Raw genomic sequence first — 24,850 nt, 5'->3', positions numbered from 1 at the left:
GGGGGCGATGCCGCGCCGCGCTCAACGCGCGGCGGGCTTGTTCACGCGCCGCGTGCTTTTCGCGGCGGGCGCCGATGCCCCCGCCTTCGCCTTGACCGCACGTTTCGCCGCCGCGCCCTGCCCGCGCTTCGCGCCGGCTTCCGGATCGGCAGCCGATGCATCGCGCTGCGCATGCCATTGCTCGAGCAGCAGGCGTGTCTGGTCGGCGATCGTGTCGACCAGCAATGCCGCGCGCTCGCCCTCGAACGCCTCCCATTCGAGCAACTGCAGCGCCGAACGCTGCGCGATGTGGAACACCGTGATCTGCCCGAACAGGCTCAGCGCGCGCAATCGGGTGACGGGATCGTTGGCCGGCCGGCCCGAGATACGGCCGATCAGTTCGGCGCTCACGTCGTTGAGCGGCTTGCGCATGCGCTTCATCAGGATCTCGCTCGCGCTCGCCGGCTCCTGGCCGCCTTGCTCGCGTGCAAAGAACATCCGCTGGTTCATCGTCTTCGGCGCGGTGAACATCCGGTCCGACAGCGCGCGCAGCAGCCCGATGAAGGCGTCGATCAGCACGTCGACGTCCGCGTCCGCATCGAGCATCGCCCTCGCATGGCCGACCGACGGTGCGAACACTTCCCTGCCATTCTCCGCGATCGCCTCGACGCACGCGCGGTACACGCCCTCCTTGTTCTCGAAGTAGTACTGGAGCGCCGGCGCGTTCACGCCGGCCATCGCGGCGATCTCGCGTGTCGATGCACCCGCGAACCCGCGCTCGCCGAACAGTTCGATCGCCGCCTCGATGATCCGCTGGCGCGTTTCGTCGCCGCGGGCGTAGCCGCCCGCCGACGTCCGGCGCAGCTTCTTCGCTTCGTTCATGCCTTCCCCGTCATTCGATCGATCGATATTCTACTTGACACAATTTTATCAACTGGAATAATTCTTCCACTTGGAATAAATTGGACACCGGAATGTCGACGCCGCAAGACCCGCCACAGCAAGCAGATCGTCAGGAAAACGGAACAACACCGCGAAACGGAAGCAAATCCGGAAACGGATCGAAACGGCGCATCCTGCTTGTCGTCGCCGTGCTCGCGGCGATCGGCGGCGCCGTCTGGCTCGGCCGCTGGTGGACGGTCGGCCGTTTCATCGAAAGTACCAACGACGCGTATCTGCAGGCGGACAGCATGACTGCCGCGCCGAAGGTCGCCGGCTACGTGACCGATGTGTATGTCCGCGACAACCAGGCCGTGAAGGCCGGCGATCCGCTCGTGCGACTCGACGTCCGCCAGTACCAGGTTGCGCTCGCGCAATCGCTTGCGACCGTCGATGCACGCCGCGCGGATATCGCACGCGCCGAGGCCGACATCAGCCAGCAGCGTGCGAATCTCGAACAGGCCGACGCGCAGGCGAAGGTGTCGCGGATCAATGCGCAGCACGCCGGCGACGAATACGCGCGTTATGCGCCACTCGCGGCAACCGGTGCGGAGACGCACGAACGTGTGGCAGACCTGAAGAGCACGCGCGATCAGGCGGTCGCGACGCTCGCCGCGAACAATGCGTCGATCGCGGCCGCACGCACGCAGATCGCGTCGTTCACAGCCCAGCTCCAGCAGGCACGCGCGCAGCTCGAAGCCGCGCAGGCCAGTGCCGCACAGGCCCAGCTCGACCTCGACAACACGATCGTGCGCAGCACCCTCGCCGGCCGCGTCGGCGATCGCACGGTGCGCGTCGGTCAATACGTGCAGCCCGGCACGCGCCTGCTGACAGTGGTGCCCGTCGATTCGATCTACCTCGTCGCGAACTTCAAGGAAACGCAGATCGGCAACATGCGTATCGGCCAGCCGGTCGAACTGCATGTCGACGCCTTGCCGGACGGTGCGCTGTCCGGCGTCGTCGACAGCTTCGCACCCGGCACCGGCGCGCAGTTCGCCCTCCTGCCGCCCGAGAATGCGACCGGCAACTTCACGAAGATCGTCCAGCGCGTGCCGGTGCGCATCCGCCTCGCCGCGAACGCCCGCGCGCAGCGCATGCTGCTGCCGGGGCTGTCGGTGACGGTCGACGTCGATACACGCTCGGCCCGCGACGAGACGCATCATGGCTGAACCGTCCGCCACGATGCCCGCGGCGCCGCATGAAGGCCGTGCGAGCGTGACCGACTGGATCGCGGTCGCGGCCGGCGCGCTCGGCGCGCTGATGGCGACGCTCGACATCTCGATCACGAATTCCGCGCTGCCGCAGATCCAGGGTGAAATCGGCGCAACCGGCACCGAAGGCACGTGGATCTCGACCGGCTACCTGATGTCGGAGATCGTGATGATCCCGCTCGCCGCGTGGCTCACGCGCGTGTTCGGGCTGCGCAATTTCCTGCTGACGAACTCCGCGCTGTTCATCGCGTTCTCGATGATGTGCGGCTGGTCGCATTCGCTGCCGATGATGATCGCCGGCCGGATCGGCCAGGGCTTCACCGGTGGCGCGCTGATCCCGACCGCGCAGACCATCATCCGCACGCGGCTGCCGCTGTCGCAGTTGCCGGTCGGCATGACGCTGTTCGGCCTGATCGTGCTGCTCGGGCCGCTGTTCGGCCCGGTGCTCGGCGGCTGGCTCGCGGAAAACGTGAACTGGAGCTGGTGCTTTTTCCTGAACCTGCCGGTGTGCCTGCTGTTGATGGGGCTGCTGTGGTTCGGGCTGCCGTCCGACCGTCCGCAATGGAGCACGTTCTTCAACGCGGACTGGCTCGGGATCGCCGGCCTCGCGATCGGGCTGAGCTCGCTCACCGTCGTGCTCGAGGAAGGCCAGCGCGAACGCTGGTTCGAATCGCAGATGATCGTCACATTGAGCCTGGTGTCGCTCGCCGGGATGATCCTGATCGCGCTGTCGCAACGCTTCGCGAAGCGGCCGATCGTGCGGCTGTCGCTGATGCGCAACCCACGCTACGCGAGCGTGATCGTGATCGTGTCCGCGGTCGGTGCCGGCCTGTACGGCGTGTCCTACCTGCTGCCGCAGTTCCTCGCGATCGTCGCCGGCTACAACGCGGAACAGGCGGGCGCAATCATGCTGCTGTCGGGGCTGCCGGCCTTTCTCGTGATGCCGATCCTGCCGCGCCTGCTCGGCAAGGTCGATTTCCGCATCCTCGTGATCTCCGGGCTGCTGCTGTTCTGCCTGAGCTGCATGCTCGACATCAGCCTGACCGCGCAGAGCGTCGGCCACGACTTCGTCTGGTCGCAACTGATTCGCGGCGTCGCGCAGATGCTCGCGATGATGCCGCTCAACCAGGCATCGATGGCGGCCGTCGCACGCGAAGACTCCGGCGATGCAGCCGGGCTCTACAACATGGCACGCAACCTCGGCGGCTCGATCGGGCTCGCGATCATCGGCACCGTGATCGACCGGCGCACGACCTTCCACACGGCCGCGCTGCGCGAATCGGTGACGGCGAACTCGCTGATCGGGCAGGACCGGCTGTCGGCCTACGCGGCCAACTGGTTCGCACACACCGGCGATCTCGCGTATTCGAACATGCGCGCGCTCGGACAGCTGGCGCAGCAGATCCAGGTCCAGGCCGTCGTGATGACCTATTCCGAAACCTTCTATCTGCTGGGCCTTGCACTGCTCGCCTGCGTGCCGCTCGCGCTGCTGCTGAGAACGCCGCGCGGGCCGCAGCCGATGTCGTCCGGCCACTGAACCGTCTTACGCGATGAAACCCTTCTCCCTGCCCCGCCGCCCCATGCTCACGCTGTGTGCGGCCGCGTGCCTGCTCGCCGGCTGCACGGTCGGCCCCGACTACCGCGGCGCGCCCGCCGCACCGGATGCGCCGGTCTTCGTGCGCGCGCCGGCCTCCGGTGTCGACACCACCGCACCCGCGCCAAGCGCGTGGTGGCACGCACTCAACGATCGCCAGCTCGACGACCTGATCACTGCGGCGCTCGCGTACAACCCCGATCTGCACGCTGCGCAGGCACGCTTGCGCGCATCGCGCGCGCAGCTCTCGCAACAGCGCGCGGCGCAGTTGCCGAAATCGTCCGCCACCGTCGCCGCCATCCGCATGCGCGAGCCGGACGTCAGCGCGCTCGGTTCGCTGCTGCCGTCGAACGGCTCGAACCAGTCGGGCAGTGCATCGCCGTCGCTGGGCGGCTCGGGTCCGCTGCAGCTCTATTCGGCAGGCTTCGACGCAACCTGGGAGATCGACCTGTTCGGCGGCACGCGCCGGGCGGTCGAAGCCGCGTCCGCTCAAGCGGAAGCAGTCGACGCCGATCTCGCCGACACGCAGGTGTCGATCGCGGCAGAAGTCGCGAACGCGTATGTCGACCTCCGCGACCAGCAGCAGCGGCTTGCACTGTCGCGACGCACCGCCGAGTTGCAGCAGAAGATGCTTGAACTCACGCAGCAGCGCCGCGCGCGCGGCGTCGCGGCCGATGCCGACATCGAACGCCTGACGACACAGGTCGAGAACACGCGAGCCTCGCTGATCCCGCTCGACGCGCAGGTGACGGAATCGCTCGACCGGCTCGCGATCCTGACGGGGCGCGCGCCGGGTGCGCTCGACGCGACGCTGACGACACCGGCCGCGCCGCTGCCGACGCTGCCCGGCAGCGTCGCGATCGGCGATCCGGCCACGCTGCTGAAACAGCGCCCCGACATTCGCGCGGCCGAGCGCCGGCTCGCATCGAGCAATGCGCAGATCGGCGAGCATGTCGCCGATTACTTCCCGAAGGTGACGCTGCTCGGCGATCTCGGCTTCAGCGCGGCGGACCCGGGCCACCTGCTCCGCAAGCAGAACTTCACGTGGGTCGGCGCGCCGTATCTGCAATGGAACATTCTCGACTTCGGGCGCACGCGTGGCGCGGTGCGCGCGGCCGAAGCATCGCGCGACGAAGCGGAAGCGAACTATCAGAAGGCGGTGCTCGGTGCGTTGCAGGACGCCAACACGGCATTGCAGCGCTACGGACACCAGCGCGAGCACGTCGTTGCGCTCACCAAGGTTCAAACCTCCGCCGTGCATTCGCGATCGCTGATGGATGAACGCTATCGCGCGGGCGTCGCGTCGATGATCGACCTGCTCGATACGCAACGCGAAGCACTTTCCGCGCAGCAGAACGTGATCGCCGGACAGGCCGAACTGATCAAGGACTACGTGTCGGTGCAGAAGAGCCTCGGGCTCGGGTGGCAGACGGGTGCGGGTTGATGGTGAGTCGAGCAGTGCCGTACGGCCGGGTTTGTCGCGGCTGCAACGCATCGACAACAGCGATGCGCGGGACAGAAAAACGTTTCGCGCGGCGCCCGTGACCACCCGATAAATCAGAAAAACTCGTCGAGCAGCCGGTAGAAAGCGATCCGGCCCGGATCGGGCTGCTCGATTCCGTACCGGTCGAAGAAAGGCGCGACCCATTCACTGACGAGATCGGCTTCGATATCTCGCATCGGCGATTCGAGTCGCGCCTCGAACACGGTCGACGCAGTCGTGCCAATTACGCATCGAACCGGAAACGATCGGCGAACCGCATTCAGCATTACTTTCTTCGTTGGCGTCGAATATTACAAATTACTGCCAATATTTTCAAAAACATTGCATTTATTCGCTTTAAATTTGTTTCATATAACCAAAAAAAGTTTGACACCCCGCTTTCGTTCTTGATAACGTCCGATGCAAGCAATCTGACAAATTGCTCACTGCCCAATCGCTTCCGCTCCACGTTTTTTTCGCTTCCGCCGCACCGAAGTGCCAGCCGCCGGCCGTATCGTTCGCGCGCCGGCCATGCAACATCCCGATGCATTTCATTGGACGACTGCCATCCGGCAGCGGGCCGAAGGATCGAATCAAATGAGCAGGACAACGAAACTGTTGCTCTAGCAATCCCGCCCGCGCCCAGTCCGCGCGACTGCGCCGTATCGCGACGCAGCCCTCTCGCTACCGCATTTCCCGAATTTCGCCCCCGGAGAAAAAACACCTGTCCGGATCGGGCGAAAGGCCCTGTCGCGTCCGCGCCATCCGCACGCATGCGACAGAAACCGGCGGTGCATGATCCGCGCCGCTGTCGACCGTTGTTGTTCGTGCCGTTCGATGTTCAACCGGAGGGGTAATTCAAATGAATCAGGTTGCAGACAAGAATCAAAAGCACAATCGCTTCATCAAGCTCGCCTTCGCCGCCGCGGCAGCCGCATCGTTCGGCATCGCGACCGTCCACGCCGCGCCCGCGGCCGGCTGGACGGAAACGCGCACCAAGGGCTTCCTGCCGCTCGTGCAGCAGAACGAAGCCGGTACGGCCGGCGCGCCTGCCGCAAGCACGGCCGCCGCTGCCACGGCAGCCATCGAGATGGCACCCGGCGAATCGGTGGACATCGTGCTCGGGCTGAACCTGCGCAACGAAGCACAGCTCGACCAATACCTGCACGACCTGCATACGCCCGGCTCGCCGCACTACCGGCAATTCCTTACGCCGGCGCAGTTCGCCGCGCAATATGCGCCGACCGACCAGCAGGTCGCCTCGGTCGTCGCGCACCTGCGCAAGGAAGGCTTCGTGAACATCGTGGTCGCACCGAACCGCCTGCTGGTATCCGCGTCCGGCACCGCGGCGACCATCAAGTCCGCGTTCCGCACGACGCTCAAGCGCTTCACGCGCAACGGCCGCAGCGTCTATGCGAATACCGACGCCGCGCAAGTGCCGAACGCGATCGGCGGCGTCGTGGGCGCGGTGCTGGGCCTGCAGAACGTCGAACTGATGCACACGGGCGCGGGCAGCAAGCCGCAAGGCAACACCAGCAACCTGACGATTCCGGCCGGCGCATCGGCGGTGCCGCACAACCCGACCGAGTTCTCGTCGATCTACGGCGGCAACGGTACGCCGACGGCCTCGCAGACCACCGTCGGCATCATCTCCGAAGGCGACCTGTCGCAGACGGTGAGCGACCTCAACACGTTCGCCGCAAACAACAGCCTCGGCACGATCAGCAGCAGCATCGTGAAGACAGGGCCGTCCGGCAGCTCGTACACCGACACCGACGGCACCGTCGAATGGAACCTCGACAGCCAGTCGATCGTCGGCGCGGCTGGCGGCAGCGTGAAGCAGGTCGTGTTCTACGTCGCACCGTCGATGACGCTCACGGCGATCACCGCCGCGTACAACAAGGCCGTGACCGACAACGTCGCGAAGGTAATCAACGTGTCGCTCGGCGTGTGCGAATCGTCCGCGAACAGCACCGGCTCGCAGGCAACCGACGACACCATCTTCAAGCAGGCGATCGCGCAGGGGCAAACCTTCTCGGTATCCGCCGGCGACCACGGTGCATACGAATGCGCGGGTGGCACGCCGTCGCGCTCGACCTACACGGTGAGCGAGCCGGCAACGTCGCCGTACGTGATCGCAGTGGGCGGCACGACGCTGTTCACCAATACGTCGACCAACGCTTACAACAGCGAGATCGTCTGGAACGATCCGAGCTGGCAGCCGGGCACCGTGTGGTCGACGGGCGGCGGGTACAGCAAGTACGAAGCCGCGCCGTCGTGGCAATCGTCGAGCCTCACGGGATCGACCAAGCGCGCGCTGCCCGACGTCGGCTTCGATGCCGACCTGCGCACCGGCGCGATTCTCGTCGTGAACGGCCAGACGTCCGACACGCTGTGGGGCTCGGGCTACCTGAACAACGAAGGCGGCACGAGCCTCGCCGCGCCGATCTTCACGGGCATCTGGGCGCGGCTGCAGTCCGCGAACAACAATGCGCTCGGGTTCCCCGCGTCGAGCCTCTACAAGTACTTCCCGAGCAACGCGGCGCTGCTGCACGATGTCACGTCCGGCAACAACGGCAGCGGCACCTATGGCTACAAGGCGAAGGCCGGCTGGGACGCGACGACGGGCTTCGGCAGCGTGAACATCTCGAAGCTGAACGCGTTCATCCAGAGCACGCCGGATTTCGCGCGCTGATGGACCGATGACTGCCCCGGTTCCGCGTGCGCTCCGAGGCGCACGCATGGAACCGGATGCGGTCGTTCAAATCACCCGCGATGACCGCCAGGCCGTCGCGGTTTTTTTTGCGTTCCGCGCGATCTCGCGGGGCAGCAGCCGGTGCGACGACGCACTCGCCAGCCTTTCAATCGTTGCGCAAGCGACTTTAACGTCCAATACCCGTGCATGAGCATCGCACCGAGTGAAACGCACCCCGTCACGGCAGCGCGGTATTCGCGCTGCCTGCCGGCAAAACGCGCGTCGTGCCGCCATGCGACGCGAGCACGACTCAAACGCCGTACCCCGCCGTCTTCCACGAAGCCGCGCGGCCTTGCCGCACAACTCACTCGGCCCAGTTCCGGACGTAGTCCGGCACCGGCATGTTGCCGTCGGCATGAACCGGTGCGCCACGCGTCGTCTTCAGCGGCAGGATCCCCGTCCAGACAGCAAGCGCGAGATCTTCATCCTTGTCGGAAGGCAGCGAATCGCTGACTTTCACCGCCGCTTCCGCAAGGGCAATCCGCAGCACGCTGGTCGCATTGATTTCCTTCTCGTTGCCGGGCCGCGCGTCATGCTTGCGACCGGGTGCGATCTTGTCCATCAACGCATCCAGCGCCGCCAGCTTGTCGTCACGGCCCTCCACGACGTCGAACCGCCCGTAGATCACCGCGGATCGATAATTCATCGAATGGTTGAAGGCCGACCTGGCCAGCACGAGCCCGTCCAGCAACGTAATCGCGACGGAGGCCGGCGCGCCCGCCGACAGCGCCTTGATCATCCGGCTACCGTTGGAACCGTGAATATAGAGGTCATCGCCCCGTCTCCAGTGCGCTGTCGGGATGCAGTGCGTGTCCTCGCCTGCAGCGAACGCGATGTGGCAGACGTACGCTTCGTCCACGATGCGATGAAGCATCGTGCGATCGCGATTCGCCAATTCCGGCAGGCGGCGAATGGTGGTGCGGGGTGTGGAAGCGATGACGGTCTGGTCTTTCATGTTTCGTTTTCCTGTTCGCGCGCCCTTGCGCACATCGAGCGGCCCGCGTTCCGGCAGGGCTCAATGATCCGCCCGGAATATATTTGTACTGCGAATTTAATCGAATTGAACACGTGCAGCTTCCAAGCCTGAAAAATCGGTCGATCGGCCCATCGACAGCCGCGCTTCAAATCGATCAAAATACGCGCGTGCCGCAATCGGGGACGATCGCCGGAAGACCCCGCGCACCGGCCGGCACCGCGAGAACGTGAACGATACGATGCGCGCCGAATCTTCAAAAGAACCAGCTCACCGAAAAATTCTGGAACCAGCCCATGGATCTCGCGCTGCTCCTCTCATCGCTTTCCAGACAGGAGGGCACGACGCGCCACAGCCAGCAGGAAGCCCTCTACCGGAGCCTGCGCAACATGCTGCTGGACGGGCACATCCCGTCCGGCACTCGGCTCGTGTCGACCCGCGTGCTCGCGGCGGAATTGGGCATCGCGCGTAATTCGGCCGTCTATGCGTACGAGCGACTTGCCGAGGAAGGCTTCGTGGCGGCCACGCGCAACGGTACGATCACGCGCTGGGACGGATGCGGCCGTTCGAGCACCGGGCTCGAGAGCGGGCCGGCCACGGTTCGCTTGTCCGAGCGCGTGCACGGGCTGGAGAACGCCGATCCCGAACCCGAACGCATGCTGCCGTTCGTCCCCGGTCTTCCGTCGCTCGATGAATTCCCGGTTGCCCAATGGCGCCGTTGCATCGAGCGCGCATGGAAAGTCATCAAGCCCGCGCAGCTCGCATACGGTCCGGTCGAAGGGCTGCCCGAATTGCGGCGTGCCGTGGCGGCCTACATCCGCGTCTCGCGAGGCGTGCGCTGCGAAACAGGCCAGGTATTCATCACCGACGGCACGCAAGGCAGCCTCGAACTGTGCGCGCGTATGCTGGCGAATCCCGGCGAACCCGGCTGGCTCGAGAACCCCTGCTACAACGGCGCCCGTACCGCATTCCGCTCGACCGGCCTCGATATCGTGCCGATCGAGGTCGACCGCGAAGGAATGGCGCCCACCGACGAACAGTGGCGCTCCCGGCCACCCCGGCTGATCTATACGACGCCATCGCATCAATACCCGCTCGGCGCGCTGATGAGCCCCCGGCGGCGAGCGGCGCTCGTCGAGCACGCACGTGCGTGCGGCGCGTGGATCATCGAGGACGACTACGACAGCGAGTTCCGCCACGACGGCGAGCCGCTGCCCGCGATCCAGGGCCTGCATGCCGACGCACCGGTCTGCTATCTCGGCACCTTCAGCAAGACGATGTTTCCCGCCCTTCGGCTCGGCTTCATGGTGGTTCCGCCGGTTCTGGTCGAGCGCTTCACCCGAACGCTGCGCGAACTCGTTCATCGCGGCCACTCGGCCGATCAACTCGCGATGGCCGAGTTCATCGACACCGGCCTCTTTGCGCGGCACCTGCGCAGGATGAGGACGCTGTATGCCGAGCGGCGGAACAACCTGGAAACGGCACTCGCCCGCCACCTCGGCACCGCGCTGTGCGTTCGGGAAAGCCCGGGCGGCATGCATCTGTCGGCGGACCTCGCGCTCCCGCTGCGCGATACCGACGTCGCCCGCGCCGCAGCCGCGCGTGGCCTGCTGCTTCAGCCGCTGAGCAGCTACCGGGTCGGCGACGGCCGGCCGTACAACGGCTTCGTGCTGGGATACTCCGGGCTGAGCGATACGACGATCGAGACCGCGACGATGCAGCTCGCTGCCGTCATCGACGCGCAGGGCTGCACGCGCGGCTGAGCGTCACACGCGGCATCGTCGCTTACAGTTGCGACTCCAGCGGAAACAGCCCGAGAAACCAGACTTCCATCCGCCGCCCGGCCGACACTTCCGGTTCGTGATCGAGCTCGGTGACCTTCCCGTTCGAATCGGTCTGAATCCACTTGAGCTGCCCCTTGCCCGCCGCATCGGTCCTCGGCTCGACGCGCCACGCGATTAGATCGAGCCGCGCTTCCAGATCGTTCGCCACCTGCGACGCAATCGCCGGGCTCTCGCAGTAAACGCCGATCTCCGTATTGAGGTTCAGCGAACGCGGATCGAGATTCATCGATCCGATGAAAATGCTCTTGTGGTCGAACACGTAGGTCTTCGCATGCAGCGACGCACGCGACGATCCGATGATGACCTGCTTCGAGATGCTCTTGTCGCCCGACGGCCGCCGTTCGTAAAGCCGCACGCCGGCTGCCACGAGATCGCTCCGGTAATGCCGGTAGCCCGCATGCACGGCCGCCACGTCGGTCGACGCGAGCGAGTTGGTCAGCACCGTGACGCGCACGCCGCGCGCCGTGAGCGCGCGCAGCCGCTCGACGACATCCTTGCCCGGCACGAAATACGGCGACACGATCAGCAGGTCATGTTCGGGCTGCAACGCGAGCGCCCGCAATTGCGGCATCAAATGCCCGTCGCTGTCTTTCGGCGCGTGCGCGATCTTCGACGGATCGTCGTACAGCACCGTTGCGCGGCCCCACGACAGTTCCGTGCCCTGCCCGTGAACGATCCGGTCGAGTCGCTGCCTGGCCTCGAGCACGTACGGATTGTCCTCCATGGCCCTCAGGTAGTCGCGCAACCGTTCACGCTCGCGGTCCAGCCCGCCCGGTGCCGCCTCGTGCCCGACCAGCGCGCTGATCGGATACGCGTACGGGGAATTCCAGAACGTGTCGAATTCGGTCGAGATGTCCTTCACCACCGGGCCGTGGACGACGACATCGAGATCGCCGAACTCCAGCATCGACGATGCGCCGAAATACTCGTCGCCGATATTGCGGCCGCCGATGATCGCTGCCTGGTTGTCCGCGATCATCGCCTTGTTGTGCATGCGCCGGTTGACGCGCGCGAACTCGAACACCGTGCCGATCTTCTTGAACCGCCGCGTGGCGACTGGATTGAACAGCCGAATCTCGATGTTCGGGTGCGAACTGATCTCGAGCAGCTTGCGGTCGTCCGCGTTCGTGCCGAGATCGTCGAGCAGCGCACGGACGCGGACGCCGCGATCCGCCGCGCGAATGATCGCATCGGCCAGTTCGTGCCCGGTCAGGTCGTCGTGCCAGATGTAGTACTGAAGGTCGAGCGACCGGTCCGCGCGATCGGCAAGCAACACACGCGCATCCAGCGCGTCGACCGGATCGGTCAGCAGGTGAAACGCGTCCTGCCCGGGATGGGCGCTGGCTTGCTGCCGGAACGCTACGCCCAGCCGCGTGTTGTCCGTATCGGTGTACGCGTGCGTCGGCGCGCGATCGGCCTGCGGCGGCAGGCTCGCGCATGCGACGAGCGCCAGCAACGAAAGAATCGCACCCCACGAACGCAGCATGGTCATGATTGCCGTCCCGCTCCCGGCCGAAGTCTGTTTGTTCTCGCCGCCGGATGGATCGCGGGGCTGCCTGGTTTTCGTTCGGCCGTACCCGGTGTCGCGTGTGGAACGGCCGCGCTACAGCATACTTCGATTGACAGCGGCGCGGCACCCTCTCGGTACTTTCCTGATCGCGGCACGCGTCCATACAAAGAAAAACCCGCGATGCATGAAGCCATCGCGGGTTTTCGGCATGCGGCGCGAGCGCGCGCATGAAATCTGGTGGGCCCGGCGGGGTTCGAACCCGCGACCAATCGATTATGAGTCGACTGCTCTAACCGCTGAGCTACAAGCCCTGAAAAGAATCGAAGCGTGTCACACGCTGCCCCGGCAAAGAAGCCGGGCCGGCATTGTAACAACAAAGGAGACAAACGCCACCGGCATCACGCGGATACCGGCGGCGTTCGCAGGAGAGACGCTGGAAATCAGTTCCCTTCGAGGAACGACTTCAGCTTGTCGGAACGGCTCGGGTGACGCAGCTTGCGCAGCGCCTTGGCCTCGATCTGACGGATCCGTTCACGCGTGACGTCGAACTGCTTGCCGACTTCCTCGAGCGTGTGATCGGTGCTCATCTCGATACCGAAGCGCATCCGCAGCACCTTCGCCTCGCGCGGCGTCAGCGAATCGAGCACGTCCTTCACGACGTCGCGCATGCTCGCATGCAGCGCGGCATCCGCCGGCGCGACTGTGTTGGTGTCCTCGATGAAGTCGCCAAGATGGGAATCGTCGTCGTCACCGATCGGCGTTTCCATCGAGATCGGCTCCTTCGCGATCTTCATGATCTTGCGGATCTTGTCTTCCGGCATCTCCATCTTCTCGGCGAGCGTTGCCGGATCCGGCTCGAGACCGGTTTCCTGCAGGATCTGCCGCGAGATGCGGTTCATCTTGTTGATCGTCTCGATCATGTGAACCGGAATACGGATCGTGCGCGCCTGGTCCGCGATCGAGCGCGTGATGGCCTGGCGGATCCACCACGTCGCATAGGTCGAGAACTTGTAGCCGCGACGGTATTCGAACTTGTCGACCGCCTTCATCAGGCCGATGTTGCCTTCCTGGATCAGGTCGAGGAACTGCAGGCCGCGATTCGTGTACTTCTTCGCGATCGAGATCACGAGACGCAGGTTGGCCTCGGTCATTTCACGCTTCGCCTGGCGCGCCTTCAGTTCGCCGGCCGCCATCTGGCGGTTGGTTTCCTTCAGGTCCTTCAGCGGCAGCACGACACGCGCCTGCAGGTCGAGCAGGCGCTGCTGCTGTTCGCGGATCGCTGGAACGTTACGCGACAGCACCGCGCTGTACGAATGGCCTTCAGCCATGATCTTCTCGGCCCAGTCGAGGTCGGTTTCGCTGCCCGGGAAGCGCGCGATGAATTCCGAACGCGGCATGCCGCACTTGTCGACGACGATGTGCAGGATCTGGCGTTCGACCTGACGCACTTCGTCCACCTGCGCACGCAGCGTGTCGCACAGGCGTTCGACGGTACGCGCGGTGAAGCGGATCGTCATCAGTTCGGTCTGGATCGTTTCCTGCGCCTTCAGGTAGGCCTTCGACTTGTAGCCTTCCTTTTCGAACGCGCGGCGCATCTTGTCGAACCACTCGCTGATCTGCGAGAACTTCTCGAGCGACGCACGCTTGAGGGCTTCGAGCTGGGCGGCGTTGGCCGATGCCTGTGCGGCACCGTCGTCTTCCTCCTCTTCCTCTTCTTCCTCTTCCTCTTCGGCTTCCTCGTCCTCGTTCTCGATGGCTTCCGCTTCCTTCGCGGAGAAGCCGTCGGTATCGGCGGAGTCCGAAGCATTCGGATCGAGCAGGCCGTCGACGAGCTCGTCGACACGGATCTCTTCGTTCGCGACGCGTTCGGCCATCGCGAGGATGTCGGCGATCGTCGTCGGGCACGCGGAGATGGCCATCACCATGTGGCGCAGGCCGTCCTCGATCCGCTTCGCGATCTCGATTTCGCCTTCGCGCGTGAGCAGCTCGACCGTGCCCATTTCGCGCATGTACATCCGGACCGGATCGGTCGTGCGGCCGAATTCCGAATCGACGGTGGACAGCGCGACTTCCGCTTCCTCTTCGACTTCATCGTCCGACGACGCGGCGGGCGCGTTGTCGTTCAGGAGCAGCGTTTCCGCGTCCGGCGCCTGCTCGTAGACCGCCACGCCCATGTCGTTGAACGTGCCGATGATGCCTTCGAGGGCTTCGGTCTCGGTGAAGTTGTCCGGCAGGTGGTCGTTGATTTCGGCGTACGTGAGGAAGCCGCGCTCCTTGCCGAGCTTGATCAGCGCGCGCAGCTTCACGCGGCGCTCTTCGAGCTCCTCGGCCGTACCCGGCGTGCTCGTCGCGAACGCTTCCTTCAGCAGCGCCTTTTCCTTGGCGCGACGGTCGCGCACCTTGGATTTGCCCGGTGCAGCCGCTGCTGCTGCTGCGGGCTGCTCGTCGCTCTGATTTGCGTCGTCTTCGACGGATACTTCGTTCAGCTTTTTGGTCATGGAGTTCGCCGTACCGGCTATATCGACTCGCGGCTGCTGGACGACAGCCGGTTGAACCGTGGGTGCATGAGTAGTACGTACTGCCGTTTCGTCCGCAGCGGCAGTCGTGTCCCTTGCGCTTTTCGCACTTGCCCGCTTCGCCGCCGGCTTGGCCGGCCCGGAGTCGGGTCTGGCGGCAGCCCGTGTTCTGGCTGCCGGCGCCGGCGCAGCCTGAGCAGTGCCGGCCGCGGTTTTTTTTCCTGCTGGGGCTGACGTGGCTGAAGACGTTGTCCTGGTGGAAGAAGCAGACTTGGCCGCTGTGACCTTCTTGGTCGGCTCCGTCGAGCCCTTGCCTGTTGCTTTCTTTCCGCCTGTCGTCTTTGCCATCGCGATTCTCGCCTCTGCTTAGAAAACAAACCGCTGGAAACCTTATATTATAGCACGCTGGGGAACCCTCTCTAAGCTCCCCGGCCGCCTACAGCCCAAGCCGACGCTTCATGTCGGTTCGCTGCTGGTTCAATTCCGTCAATTCGGCCAATTCCTCGGGTGTGAAGGTGGATTGCCGCGCCAGCCTGTCAAGCCGGTCGCAGCAAGCGTCGTAACGCATCTTGAGCACCGCGGCCTGCAACTCCTCCCCCGCGATCCGTTCCTGCTCACGCTGCCGCTCGGGCACCGTCTCGTCTTCCGGATTCTGTAACAGCAAATCGCGGACGTTTTCATCATAGTCCAGAATTTCGCGGAAGATTTCCTCGTAAGTCGCTCCATTCGAGGACGTCCGCAGGACATCGGAAAGCAGCCGGAATTCTGCGCCATCGCCCAGCGCGCGGGCATGATCGACGACCTCCGCGAACAGTTCGCCGATGCGCGGCAACGCACGCAGGGTCGCAAGCTGTTCATCGTCGAGCTGCGACGCGATGCGCGGATGCATCACCAGCGTGCGCAACGCACGCTTTTCGCTGTCCGTCACGCGGCGCCGCTCGCTGCGTGCAGGCGCCTGGCGCGGCGGCGCCGCGATCCGCGTATCGACGTCGGACAGCCCCGCAACCTCCTCGAACGGGATATCGAGGCGGTCGGCGAACATGTGCATGATCTGCGCGCGCAACGCGTTCGCGGGCAGCGCCTGCAACATCGGCTTCGCATCGAACAACGCCTTCGCGCGGCCTTCCGGCTGATCGAGCGCCTTGCCGGCAATTGCTTCGTTCAGCAGAAATTGCGACAGCGGCATCGCGCGCTCGACCTGTTCGGAGAACGCATCCGCGCCGAATTCGCGCACGTAGCTGTCCGGATCGTGCTCGGCCGGCAAAAATAGGAACCGGATCGTACGGTTGTCGCCGGCATGCGGCAGGCATGCCTCGAGCGCGCGCCGGGCTGCCCGCCGTCCTGCCGAATCGCCGTCGAAACTGAAAATGACCGTATCGGTCTGGCGCAGCAGCTTCTGCACGTGAATCGGCGTACACGCTGTGCCGAGTGTCGCGACCGCGTTCGGGAACCCGAGCTGCGCGAGCGCGACGACGTCCATGTAGCCTTCGACGACCAGCACGTACTTGCGCTCGCGAATCGCGAGCCGCGCCTCGAACAGGCCGTACAGCTCGCTCCCTTTGTTGAACAACGGGGTTTCAGGCGAGTTCAGGTACTTCGGCTCGCCGCTGCCGAGCACGCGGCCGCCGAAGCCGATCACCTGCCCCTTCACATTGCGGATCGGGAACATGATCCGCTCGCGGAACCGGTCGTAGCGGCGCGCGACGCCCTGCGCATCGGTCTTCTCGCTGACGATCACGAGCCCCGACTCGACGAGCGACTCGTCGCGATAGTCGGGGAACGCAGCTTCGAGGTTCTGCCAGCCGTCCGGCGCATAGCCGAGCCCGAAGCGCGCGGCGATCTCGCCGGTCAGGCCCCGGTTTTTCAGGTACTGGATCGCGACGGTCGCGCCACGCAACTGCTTGCGGTAGTAGTCGCACGCGGCGGTCATTGCATCGGACAGCGCGGTCGCAACCGATTTCGACACCGGCGCCGGATAGTCGCCGCCACCGCCACCCCCACCGCCGCCGCCACGCATCGACGGCTCGTGCGGCACGGTCAGGCCGACCGACTGCGCGAGCTCCTGCACGGCTTCCGGGAACGTGAGCCCCGCGTGTTCCATCAGGAAGCCGATCGCCGTGCCGTGCGCGCCGCAGCCGAAGCAGTGATAGAACTGCTTGGTCGGGCTGACCGTAAACGACGGGCTTTTCTCGTTATGGAACGGGCACAGCCCCATGAAGTTGGCGCCGCCCTTCTTGAGCTGCACGTACCGGCCCACCACGTCGACGATATCGACGCGGTTCAGCAAATCCTGCAGGAACGAATGCGGAATCACCGTGGGATCGAGCGAAAAAAGACAATACGACACCCCGGCGCACGCACCGCGCGCGCCGGGGAGACAGGTGTTACTTCGAAAGCGCGGCCTTGACCAGTGCGGAAATGGCCGTCATGTCGGCACGGCCGGCGAGCTTGCCCTTCAGGACGCCCATCACCTTGCCCATGTCCTGCGGGCCCGCGGCGCCCGTCTGCGCGACCGCGGCCTGGACTTCGGCGGCCACCTCGGCCTCCGACAGCTGCTCGGGCATGTAGCCGCTCAGCACGACCAGTTCCGCCTGCTCCTTCGCGACGAGGTCGTCACGGCCGGCGGCCTGGAACTGGCTAATCGAATCCTTGCGCTGCTTGATCATCTTGTCGATCACGGCCGTGATGCCCGCGTCGTCGAGGGTGATCTGATCGTCGACTTCGCGCTGCTTGATCGCGGCCATCAGCAAGCGAATCGTTGCCAGGCGCTCGCTTTCCTTCGCGCGCATCGCGGCCTTCATGTCTTCGCTGATCTGCTCTTTCAAACTCATCTTTCACCCGGGAAGGAAACGTGAATCCGACGCCCGCCATACGGGCGTCAACACAAAAACCCGCTTGGGACTGTGTCTCAAGCGGGTTGCTCGAATCCGGCATCGGCGGCTCGCCTGATCGGTCGCACGATCATGCTCGATCTTCCGCGATCGCCCGATCGCGCGGAGTCGCCGGTGCGCCGCTCAGCGAACCGCGCGGCGCCCAATCGTTCAGTACAGCTTCTTCGGCAGCGTCTGGCTGCGGATACGCTTGTAATGACGCTTCACCGCTGCCGCCTTCTTGCGCTTGCGCTCCGCGGTCGGCTTCTCGTAAAACTCGCGCGCGCGAAGTTCGGTCAACAGCCCGTTCTTCTCGATCGTGCGCTTGAAGCGACGCATTGCAACTTCGAACGGCTCGTTCTCTTTAACGCGAATGATCGTCATGATCCGACACGAATAAAGGTTTGCAGGGAAAGACTACCGAGTATAGCAGAGCGATTGCCCAAAGGCACGGGGCCTGGTCCCGCCAAAACGGCGTCGGCCCGGCATGTCAGGCGCCACGCGAATACTCCGCGGCAGCCTGCCCGGCCGCCGTGCCGGACGCCCACGCCCACTGGAAGTTGTAGCCGCCGAGCCAGCCCGTCACGTCCACCGCCTCGCCGACGAAGAACAGCCCCGGCACACGCGTGCTCATCATCGTCGCCGACGACAGGTCGCGCGTATCGACCCCACCCTTCGTCACTTCGGCTTTCTTGTAGCCCTCGGTGCCGTTCGGCGTCAGCGTCCAGCCGGACAGCGCGTCGCCGATCTGGCGCAGTGTCTTGTCGGGCAGGTCCGCGAGCCGCGCGTCGGCTGCAACGCGATGCGTGTCGAGCCACGCATGCGCGAGGCGCGACGGCACCCAGTCCGCGAGCAGCGAACCGATCTGGCGCTTCGACGTGCGCTTCGCGTCGAGCAGGTCGGCTACCGTATCGCGTTGCGGCAACAGGTCGACGCGGATCGGGTCGCCCGGCTGCCAGTAACTCGAAATCTGCAGGATCCCTGGCCCGGACAGGCCGCGATGGGTCAGCAACAGGTCCTCGACGAATTCTCCGCCGCGCTTCTTGTCGCCGGTCGATACGCGCACTTCGAGCGATACACCGGACAACGCCGCGAACGGCTCCCAGTCCTGCTGCGCGAACGTCAGCGGCACGAGCGCGGGCCGCGTGTCGATCAGCTTATGGCCGAACTGCTTGGCGAGCCGGTAACCGAAGTCGGTCGCGCCGATTTTCGGAATCGACAGGCCGCCGGTCGCGATGATCAGTGCACGCGCGCCGATCGTCCCCGCCTGCTGCGTGTCGAGCGCGAAGCCGTCGGCCGGCGCGTGGCGCACCGCGTCGACGACGACGGGCCTGCGCCACGCGATGCCGCCCGCGTCGCACTCGTGCTTCAGCACGTCGATGATCGCGTCGCTGCCGTGGTCGCAAAAGAGCTGGCCCTTGTGCTTTTCGTGCCAGGTCACATGATGGCGCTTGAGCAGCCCGAGGAAGTCGCGCGGCGTATAGCGCGCCAGCGCCGAGCGCGCGAAATGCGGATTCGCCGACAAATAGTTGTCGGGGCCTGCGTAAAGATTCGTGAAGTTGCAGCGGCCGCCGCCCGAGATGCGGATCTTCTCGGCGAGCCGCGGCGCGTGGTCGATCAGCACGACGCGGCGGCCGAGCTGCCCGGCAACCGCGGCGCTCATCATCCCGGCGGCGCCCGCGCCGATCACGGCGATGTCATAGGTTTCCATGGCGCGGATTGTACCTGCCCAGCCTCCGGCCCGGGCTGCCTGCGACGACGACCTGCCCCCGCCTGCTATAATTTCCGGTTACGTTGACCTTCCCGCGGCGCGCTCGATACGGCGCGCCCTGCCCGCACCCATGCTCGTTCTCGGCATCGAAAGCTCCTGTGACGAAACCGGCCTCGCGCTCTACGACACGCAGCGCGGCCTGCTCGCGCACGCGCTCCATTCGCAGATCGCGATGCACCGCGAGTACGGCGGCGTCGTGCCCGAACTCGCGTCACGCGACCACATCCGCCGCGCGCTGCCGCTACTCGAGGAAGTGATGGCGCAAAGCGGCACGCGCCGCGACGACATCGACGCGATCGCGTTCACCCAGGGCCCCGGCCTCGCCGGCGCGCTGCTGGTCGGCGCAAGCATCGCGAATGCGCTCGCGCTTGCCTGGAACAAGCCGACCGTCGGCATCCATCACCTCGAAGGCCACCTGCTGTCGCCGCTGCTCGTCGACGAGCCGCCGCCGTTCCCGTTCGTCGCACTGCTGGTGTCCGGCGGCCACACGCAACTGATGCGCGTGACCGACGTCGGCGTGTACGAGACGCTCGGCGAAACGCTCGACGACGCGGCCGGCGAAGCATTCGACAAGACGGCCAAGCTGATCGGCCTCGGCTACCCGGGCGGCCCGGAAGTCTCGAAGCTCGCCGAAACCGGCACGCCGGGTGCGGTCGTGCTGCCGCGCCCGATGCTGCATTCGGGCGATCTCGACTTCAGCTTCAGCGGCCTGAAGACGGCCGTGCTCACACAGATGAAGAAATTCGAAGCGGCGAAGCTGGAGGGCGAAGCGCTCGAACGCGCGAAGGCCGACCTCGCGCGCGGCTTCGTCGACGCGGCCGTCGACGTGCTCGTCGCGAAGTCGCTCGCCGCGCTGAAGAAGACGAAGCTCAAGCGCCTCGTGGTCGCGGGCGGCGTCGGCGCGAACCGCCAGTTGCGCGCCGCGCTGTCGGCCGCCGCGACCAAGCGCGGTTTCGACGTGCACTACCCCGACCTCGCGCTCTGCACCGACAACGGCGCAATGATCGCGCTCGCGGGCGCATTGCGGCTCGGCCGCTGGCCCGAGCAGGCGAATGCCGACTATGCCTTCACGGTGAAGCCGCGCTGGGATCTCGCGTCGCTCGCACGCTGAGCGACGCCCCGCGACACAACGCCACACCGACAAACGAAAAGGCCGCTCATACGAGCGGCCTTTTTCATCGGCGCGGCAAAACGACGCAGCGTTATGCAGCCTGCCGCTTGTCGCGTTCGATCAACGCATACGCGCTGTGATTGTGGATCGACTCGAAGTTCTCGGCTTCGAGCACATACGCGACCACGCGCTCGTCCGCGTCGAGACGCTGCGCGACGTCGCGCACGAGATCCTCGACGAACTTCGGGTTCTCGTATGCGCGCTCGGTGACGAACTTCTCGTCCGGACGCTTCAACAGGCCCCACAGCTCGCACGATGCCTCTTCCTCCGCGATGCGGATCAGCGCCTCGACCGGCAGGTCGGCCGCGAGCTCCGCGTCGATGGTCACGTGCGAGCGCTGGTTGTGCGCGCCGTATTGCGAGATCTTCTTCGAGCACGGGCACAGGCTCGTCACCGGCACGAGCACCTTGAGGAACAGGCGCGTGTCGCCGTTGCGGCTTTCGCCCGCGAGCGTCACTTCATAGTCGAGCAGGCTCTGCACACCCGACACCGGCGCCGTCTTGTTCACGAAGTACGGGAACGTGACCTCGATGCGGCCCGCCTCGGCTTCCAGCTTCTCGAGCATCGACGCAAGCATCGCGCGAAAACGCTCGACCGTCAACGGCGCACGGTTCTCTTCGAGCAGCGCGACGAAGCGCGACATGTGCGTACCCTTCTGGTCGGCCGGCAGGCGGACGTCGAGATTCCAGACGCCGACGGTCGGCTGCACGTCGCCGCCTTCGGTACACACCGTCAACGGATGCCGGACCGCCTTCACGCCCACGCGCTGAATCGGAATCTGGCGGGTATCCACCGTGCTCTGCACGTCGGGCATCACGAAGGCGGGATTCATCTGGTTCATCTTGTTCAATCCTTGTAAGCCGCGCGTTCGATGACGCGCACGCCGCGTCATGCGGCAGCCGGAAAAGCAACATGGGCCCGCAGGCCCATGTTTTCCGCATCAATGAAGACCGGTCGCGCCAGTCGCACCGGCACCGCCCGCGGGCGGCGCCAGCTTATGCGACGCGCTTCGCCTGACCGGCGACATCGGCCGCCGGATTCAGAAAGCGTTCGCGAATCGATTTCGCGATACCCGCGCCGTCGAGGCCGCATTGCGACAGCAGCTTCGCGGGGTCGCCGTGATCGATGAACAGGTCAGGGAGGCCCAATTGTAGTACGGGTCGGATAACCCCACTCTCCATCAGGGCTTCCACGCAGGCCGAGCCCGCGCCGCCCATCACGCAACCTTCCTCGACCGTGACGAGGTAGTCGTGCGTCTCGGCGAGTTCACGCACGAGCGCAGCGTCGACCGGCTTCACGAAACGCATGTTCGCGACGGTTGCATCGAGTTCCTCGGCGGCGGCAAGCGACGGTGCGACCATCGTGCCGAACGCGAGGATCGCGACGCGCTTGCCTTCCGGCTGCGACGTGTGGCGACGCACTTCACCCTTGCCGAGCGGGATCTCGGTGAACTCCTTCACCGTCGCCACGCCCGTACCCGCGCCGCGCGGATAACGCACCGCGGTCGGGTTCGGCTGTTGCAGCGCCGTGTGCAGCATCTGGCGGCATTCGTTCTCGTCGGATGCGGCCATGATCGTCATGTTCGGAATGCAGCGCATGAACGCGAGATCGTACGCGCCCGCATGCGTCGCGCCGTCCGCGCCGACGAGGCCCGCGCGGTCGATCGCGAACACGACCGGCAGGTTCTGCAGCGCAACGTCGTGGATCAGCTGATCGTACGCACGTTGCAAGAACGTCGAGTAGATCGCGACGACCGGCTTGAGCCCTTCGGTCGCGAGGCCGCCCGCGAACGTCACCGCGTGCTGCTCGGCGATGCCGACGTCGTAGTAGCGATCCTTGAAGCGCTTCTCGAATTCGACCATGCCCGAGCCTTCGCGCATCGCCGGCGTGATGCCGACCACGCGCGTGTCGCGCTCGGCTTCATCGCACAGCCACTCGCCGAACACTTGCGTGTACGTCTTCTTCGCGGGCGTGGCGGACGGCTTGATGCCTTCGGCCGGATTGAACTTGCCCGGGCCGTGGTAGAGCACGGGATCGGCTTCGGCGAGCTTGTAGCCCTGGCCTTTCTTCGTCACCACGTGCAGGAACTGCGGGCCGCGCAGTTCGCGGATGTTCTGCAGCGTCGGGATCAGCGAATCGAGATCGTGACCGTCGATCGGGCCGATGTAGTTGAAGCCGAACTCTTCGAACAGCGTGGCCGGCACGACCATGCCCTTCGCGTGCTCCTCGAGCTTGCGTGCGAGTTCGAGCACCGGCGGTGCAACGCTCAGCACGCGCTCGACGCCCGCGCGCGCAGCCGCATAGAAACGGCCCGACATCAGGCGCGCGAGATGGCGATTCAGCGCACCGACCGGCGGCGAGATCGACATGTCGTTGTCGTTGAGGATCACGAGCACTTTCGCGTCTTCCGACACGCCCGCGTTGTTCATCGCCTCGAACGCCATGCCGGCCGTCATCGCACCGTCGCCGATCACGGCGATCGAGAAGCGGTCGTCGCCGTTCAGCTGGCTGCCGATCGCCATGCCGAGCGCGGCCGAGATCGACGTGCTCGAGTGCGCGGTGCCGAATGTGTCGTATTCCGACTCCGAACGGCGCGGGAAACCCGAGATGCCGTCCTGCTGACGCAGCGAATGCATCTGGTCGCGACGCCCCGTCAGGATCTTGTGCGGGTAGGTCTGGTGCCCCACGTCCCAGACGATGCGATCGTTCGGCGTGTTGAACACGTAGTGCAACGCGATCGTCAGCTCGACCGTCCCGAGATTGGACGACAAATGGCCGCCCGTCTTCGACACACTGTCGAGCACGAACGCGCGCAGTTCATCCGCGAGCGGTTGAAGTTGGCGACGATCGAGGCGGCGCAAGTCCGCCGGGTCGTCGATGGTTTTCAGCAAGTCGTACATCGTCGTTCCATTGTAGGAAATCAAACGCGCCCGCATTCTGTTGCACGCACCGTAGCATGTGCGCGGCGGCGGGCTTTCGCGTCAGCTGACCCGGTTCACTACCAGGTCGGCAAGTTCGGCGAGACGCTGAGCGCGTGCGCCGAACGGTTTCAGCGCGTCGTGCGCTTCGGCGCGCAGTTGTGCTGCGAGCTCGCGCGACGCCTCGAGGCCGAGGATCGATACATAGGTCGGCTTGTCGTTCGCCGCATCCTTGCCGGCCGTCTTGCCGAGCGTCGCCGAATCGGTCGTGACGTCGAGAATGTCGTCGACGACCTGGAAGGCCAGACCCACGGCCCCTGCGTACACATCGAGCGCCGCCATCGTTTCCGCCGACGGCGTCTCGCCGGCCAGCGCGCCCATCCGCACGGCCGCGCGCAACAGTGCGCCCGTCTTCATCCGGTGCATCGTCTCGAGCTGCTCGCGCGTCAGCTTGAGGCCGACGCTCGCCAGGTCGATCGCCTGCCCGCCGGCCATGCCGATCGAGCCGCTCGCCAGCGCCAGCTCGCGCACGAGCGCGGCCTGCTGCACCGGCGACAGCGCAGCGGCGTCGGTCAGCGCAACGAACGCCTGCGACTGCAGCGCGTCGCCGACCAGCAGTGCCGTCGGCTCGTCGTACTGCACGTGCACGGTCGGCTTGCCGCGACGCAGTGCGTCGTCGTCCATGCACGGCATGTCGTCGTGCACGAGCGAGTAGACATGGATCATCTCCAGTGCCGCCGCCGCCGCATTGCGCGCCGCTTCCGTCGCGCCGGTCAGTTCGCCTGCTGCATGGCACAGCAGCGGGCGAACGCGTTTGCCGCCGCCGAGGACCGCGTAGCGCATCGCCTCGTGGAGTTTCGCCGGCACCGCGGTTTCAGCGGGCAAATAGTGGCCGAGTGCGTCCTCGACACGGTCAAGCACGGACCGCATCCATTGTTCGAATGTCATAGATCGTCGTCTTCGCCGTCCGTGGCGGCCGTTCCGGACGAAAGCGGCTTCAGCGTCGCGCCGTCGAGCACGCGAACCTGCTGTTCCACTTTCTCAAGCTGCTGTTGGCAAAACGCAACGAGGGTCGCACCGCGGCGATACGCCGTCAGCGAATCCTCGAGGCTCAACGCGCCGCCTTCCATCCGGGCAACCAGCGTCTCGAGCTCCGCGAGCGCCGTCTCGTAATTGTCCGGCAACGGTTCGGTGCCATTGCCGGGCGGCGTGGCGCCTGGGGATGCGGTTTTCGCCATGGACGAGGGTGTCAAATTTCAAAACAAGTCGGACATTCTACGGCAAAAGAGAATTTTCCGACCTGCCGTCTTGGGCAC

At 65.4% G+C, this 24,850-nt stretch carries 18 protein-coding genes, 1 tRNA gene and 1 pseudogene; 6 read left to right on the top strand and 14 right to left on the bottom strand.

Annotation, left to right across the window (positions count from 1 at the left end; genetic code table 11):
• Positions 1-21: 21 nt before the first annotated feature.
• Positions 22-861, bottom strand: coding sequence for a CerR family C-terminal domain-containing protein (locus tag ABY44_RS25380; protein ID WP_060083416.1), 840 nt, complete (start codon positions 859-861; stop codon positions 22-24).
• A gap of 92 nt (positions 862-953) precedes the next feature.
• On the opposite strand from ABY44_RS25380, the gene ABY44_RS25375 reads away from it, so the two are divergent.
• Genes ABY44_RS25375 through ABY44_RS25365 form a run of 3 tightly spaced genes read left to right on the top strand, consistent with a single transcriptional unit; the run spans position 954 to position 5,167 of the window.
• Positions 954-2,087: an HlyD family secretion protein gene (locus ABY44_RS25375; protein WP_060083415.1), complete on the top strand. Its 1,134-nt coding sequence runs from the start codon at positions 954-956 to the stop codon at positions 2,085-2,087.
• Positions 2,080-3,666, top strand: a complete 1,587-nt coding sequence (locus ABY44_RS25370) for a DHA2 family efflux MFS transporter permease subunit (protein ID WP_060173138.1) — start codon at positions 2,080-2,082, stop codon at positions 3,664-3,666. The genes ABY44_RS25375 and ABY44_RS25370 overlap by 8 nt, the downstream gene beginning before the upstream one ends.
• A 13-nt stretch (positions 3,667-3,679) precedes the next feature.
• A complete protein-coding gene (locus tag ABY44_RS25365; RefSeq protein WP_060173137.1) occupies positions 3,680-5,167 on the top strand; it encodes an efflux transporter outer membrane subunit in 1,488 nt (495 codons plus the stop codon).
• A gap of 113 nt (positions 5,168-5,280) precedes the next feature.
• On the opposite strand, the pseudogene ABY44_RS25360 reads toward ABY44_RS25365, so the two are convergent.
• Positions 5,281-5,400: pseudogene (locus ABY44_RS25360) on the bottom strand (APH(3') family aminoglycoside O-phosphotransferase); the annotation flags it as partial.
• A 668-nt stretch (positions 5,401-6,068) separates the two neighbouring features.
• Between ABY44_RS25360 and ABY44_RS25355 the strand changes: the two are divergent.
• Complete coding sequence (locus tag ABY44_RS25355) at positions 6,069-7,901, top strand: S53 family peptidase (RefSeq protein WP_059693972.1); 1,833 nt, start codon at positions 6,069-6,071, stop codon at positions 7,899-7,901.
• A gap of 364 nt (positions 7,902-8,265) precedes the next feature.
• On the opposite strand, the gene ABY44_RS25350 is transcribed toward ABY44_RS25355, so the two are convergent.
• Positions 8,266-8,916 (bottom strand): pyridoxamine 5'-phosphate oxidase family protein, encoded by a 651-nt coding sequence (locus ABY44_RS25350; protein WP_060173135.1) that lies wholly within the window; start codon positions 8,914-8,916, stop codon positions 8,266-8,268.
• Between the two features lie 314 nt (positions 8,917-9,230).
• Here ABY44_RS25350 and ABY44_RS25345 point away from each other — a divergent pair, with 314 nt between their 5' ends.
• Positions 9,231-10,697, top strand: a complete 1,467-nt coding sequence (locus tag ABY44_RS25345) for a PLP-dependent aminotransferase family protein (protein ID WP_060173134.1) — start codon at positions 9,231-9,233, stop codon at positions 10,695-10,697.
• Positions 10,698-10,719: 22 nt separating this feature from the next.
• On the opposite strand, the gene ABY44_RS25340 is transcribed toward ABY44_RS25345, so the two are convergent.
• From ABY44_RS25340 to ABY44_RS25310, 7 genes are all read right to left on the bottom strand, one after another.
• Positions 10,720-12,270 (bottom strand): phospholipase D family protein, encoded by a 1,551-nt coding sequence (locus tag ABY44_RS25340; protein WP_059693970.1) that lies wholly within the window; start codon positions 12,268-12,270, stop codon positions 10,720-10,722.
• Between the two features lie 253 nt (positions 12,271-12,523).
• Positions 12,524-12,599, bottom strand: a tRNA-Ile gene (locus tag ABY44_RS25335).
• 129 nt (positions 12,600-12,728) lie between these two features.
• Complete coding sequence (gene rpoD, locus ABY44_RS25330) at positions 12,729-15,152, bottom strand: RNA polymerase sigma factor RpoD (RefSeq protein ID WP_081064669.1); 2,424 nt, start codon at positions 15,150-15,152, stop codon at positions 12,729-12,731.
• Between the two features lie 88 nt (positions 15,153-15,240).
• Entirely contained in the window at positions 15,241-17,118 is a 1,878-nt protein-coding gene (gene dnaG, locus ABY44_RS25325) for a DNA primase (protein WP_059694334.1), read from the bottom strand.
• A 70-nt stretch (positions 17,119-17,188) separates the two neighbouring features.
• Complete coding sequence (locus ABY44_RS25320) at positions 17,189-17,635, bottom strand: GatB/YqeY domain-containing protein (RefSeq protein ID WP_021160855.1); 447 nt, start codon at positions 17,633-17,635, stop codon at positions 17,189-17,191.
• 210 nt (positions 17,636-17,845) lie between these two features.
• Positions 17,846-18,058, bottom strand: coding sequence for a 30S ribosomal protein S21 (gene rpsU, locus ABY44_RS25315; RefSeq protein ID WP_006479415.1), 213 nt, complete (start codon positions 18,056-18,058; stop codon positions 17,846-17,848).
• A 106-nt stretch (positions 18,059-18,164) separates the two neighbouring features.
• Positions 18,165-19,385, bottom strand: coding sequence for an NAD(P)/FAD-dependent oxidoreductase (locus ABY44_RS25310; protein ID WP_027791082.1), 1,221 nt, complete (start codon positions 19,383-19,385; stop codon positions 18,165-18,167).
• A gap of 130 nt (positions 19,386-19,515) precedes the next feature.
• Between ABY44_RS25310 and tsaD the strand changes: the two genes are divergently transcribed.
• Positions 19,516-20,556 carry a tRNA (adenosine(37)-N6)-threonylcarbamoyltransferase complex transferase subunit TsaD gene (tsaD, locus tag ABY44_RS25305; protein ID WP_027791081.1) on the top strand — a complete coding sequence of 347 codons (1,041 nt, stop codon included), beginning with the start codon at positions 19,516-19,518 and terminating at the stop codon, positions 20,554-20,556.
• 91 nt (positions 20,557-20,647) lie between these two features.
• On the opposite strand, the gene folE2 is transcribed toward tsaD, so the two are convergent.
• From folE2 to ABY44_RS25285, 4 genes are all read right to left on the bottom strand, one after another.
• Positions 20,648-21,457: a GTP cyclohydrolase FolE2 gene (gene folE2 / locus ABY44_RS25300; protein ID WP_021160853.1), complete on the bottom strand. Its 810-nt coding sequence runs from the start codon at positions 21,455-21,457 to the stop codon at positions 20,648-20,650.
• Positions 21,458-21,611: 154 nt separating this feature from the next.
• Positions 21,612-23,516, bottom strand: coding sequence for a 1-deoxy-D-xylulose-5-phosphate synthase (dxs, locus tag ABY44_RS25295; RefSeq protein WP_021160852.1), 1,905 nt, complete (start codon positions 23,514-23,516; stop codon positions 21,612-21,614).
• A gap of 81 nt (positions 23,517-23,597) precedes the next feature.
• A complete protein-coding gene (locus tag ABY44_RS25290; protein WP_027791080.1) occupies positions 23,598-24,482 on the bottom strand; it encodes a polyprenyl synthetase family protein in 885 nt (294 codons plus the stop codon).
• On the bottom strand, positions 24,479-24,772 hold the full coding sequence (locus tag ABY44_RS25285) for an exodeoxyribonuclease VII small subunit (RefSeq protein WP_027791079.1): 294 nt from the start codon (positions 24,770-24,772) through the stop codon (positions 24,479-24,481). The genes ABY44_RS25290 and ABY44_RS25285 overlap by 4 nt, the downstream gene beginning before the upstream one ends.
• Positions 24,773-24,850 lie beyond the last annotated feature (78 nt).

The organism is Burkholderia sp. ZZQ-2, from assembly GCF_050768715.1.
In the GTDB taxonomy this organism is placed as follows: Bacteria; Pseudomonadota; Gammaproteobacteria; order Burkholderiales; family Burkholderiaceae; genus Burkholderia; species Burkholderia cepacia.
Note: the sequence above shows the minus strand (reverse complement) of the source record. Positions and strands in the feature narration are given on the sequence as shown.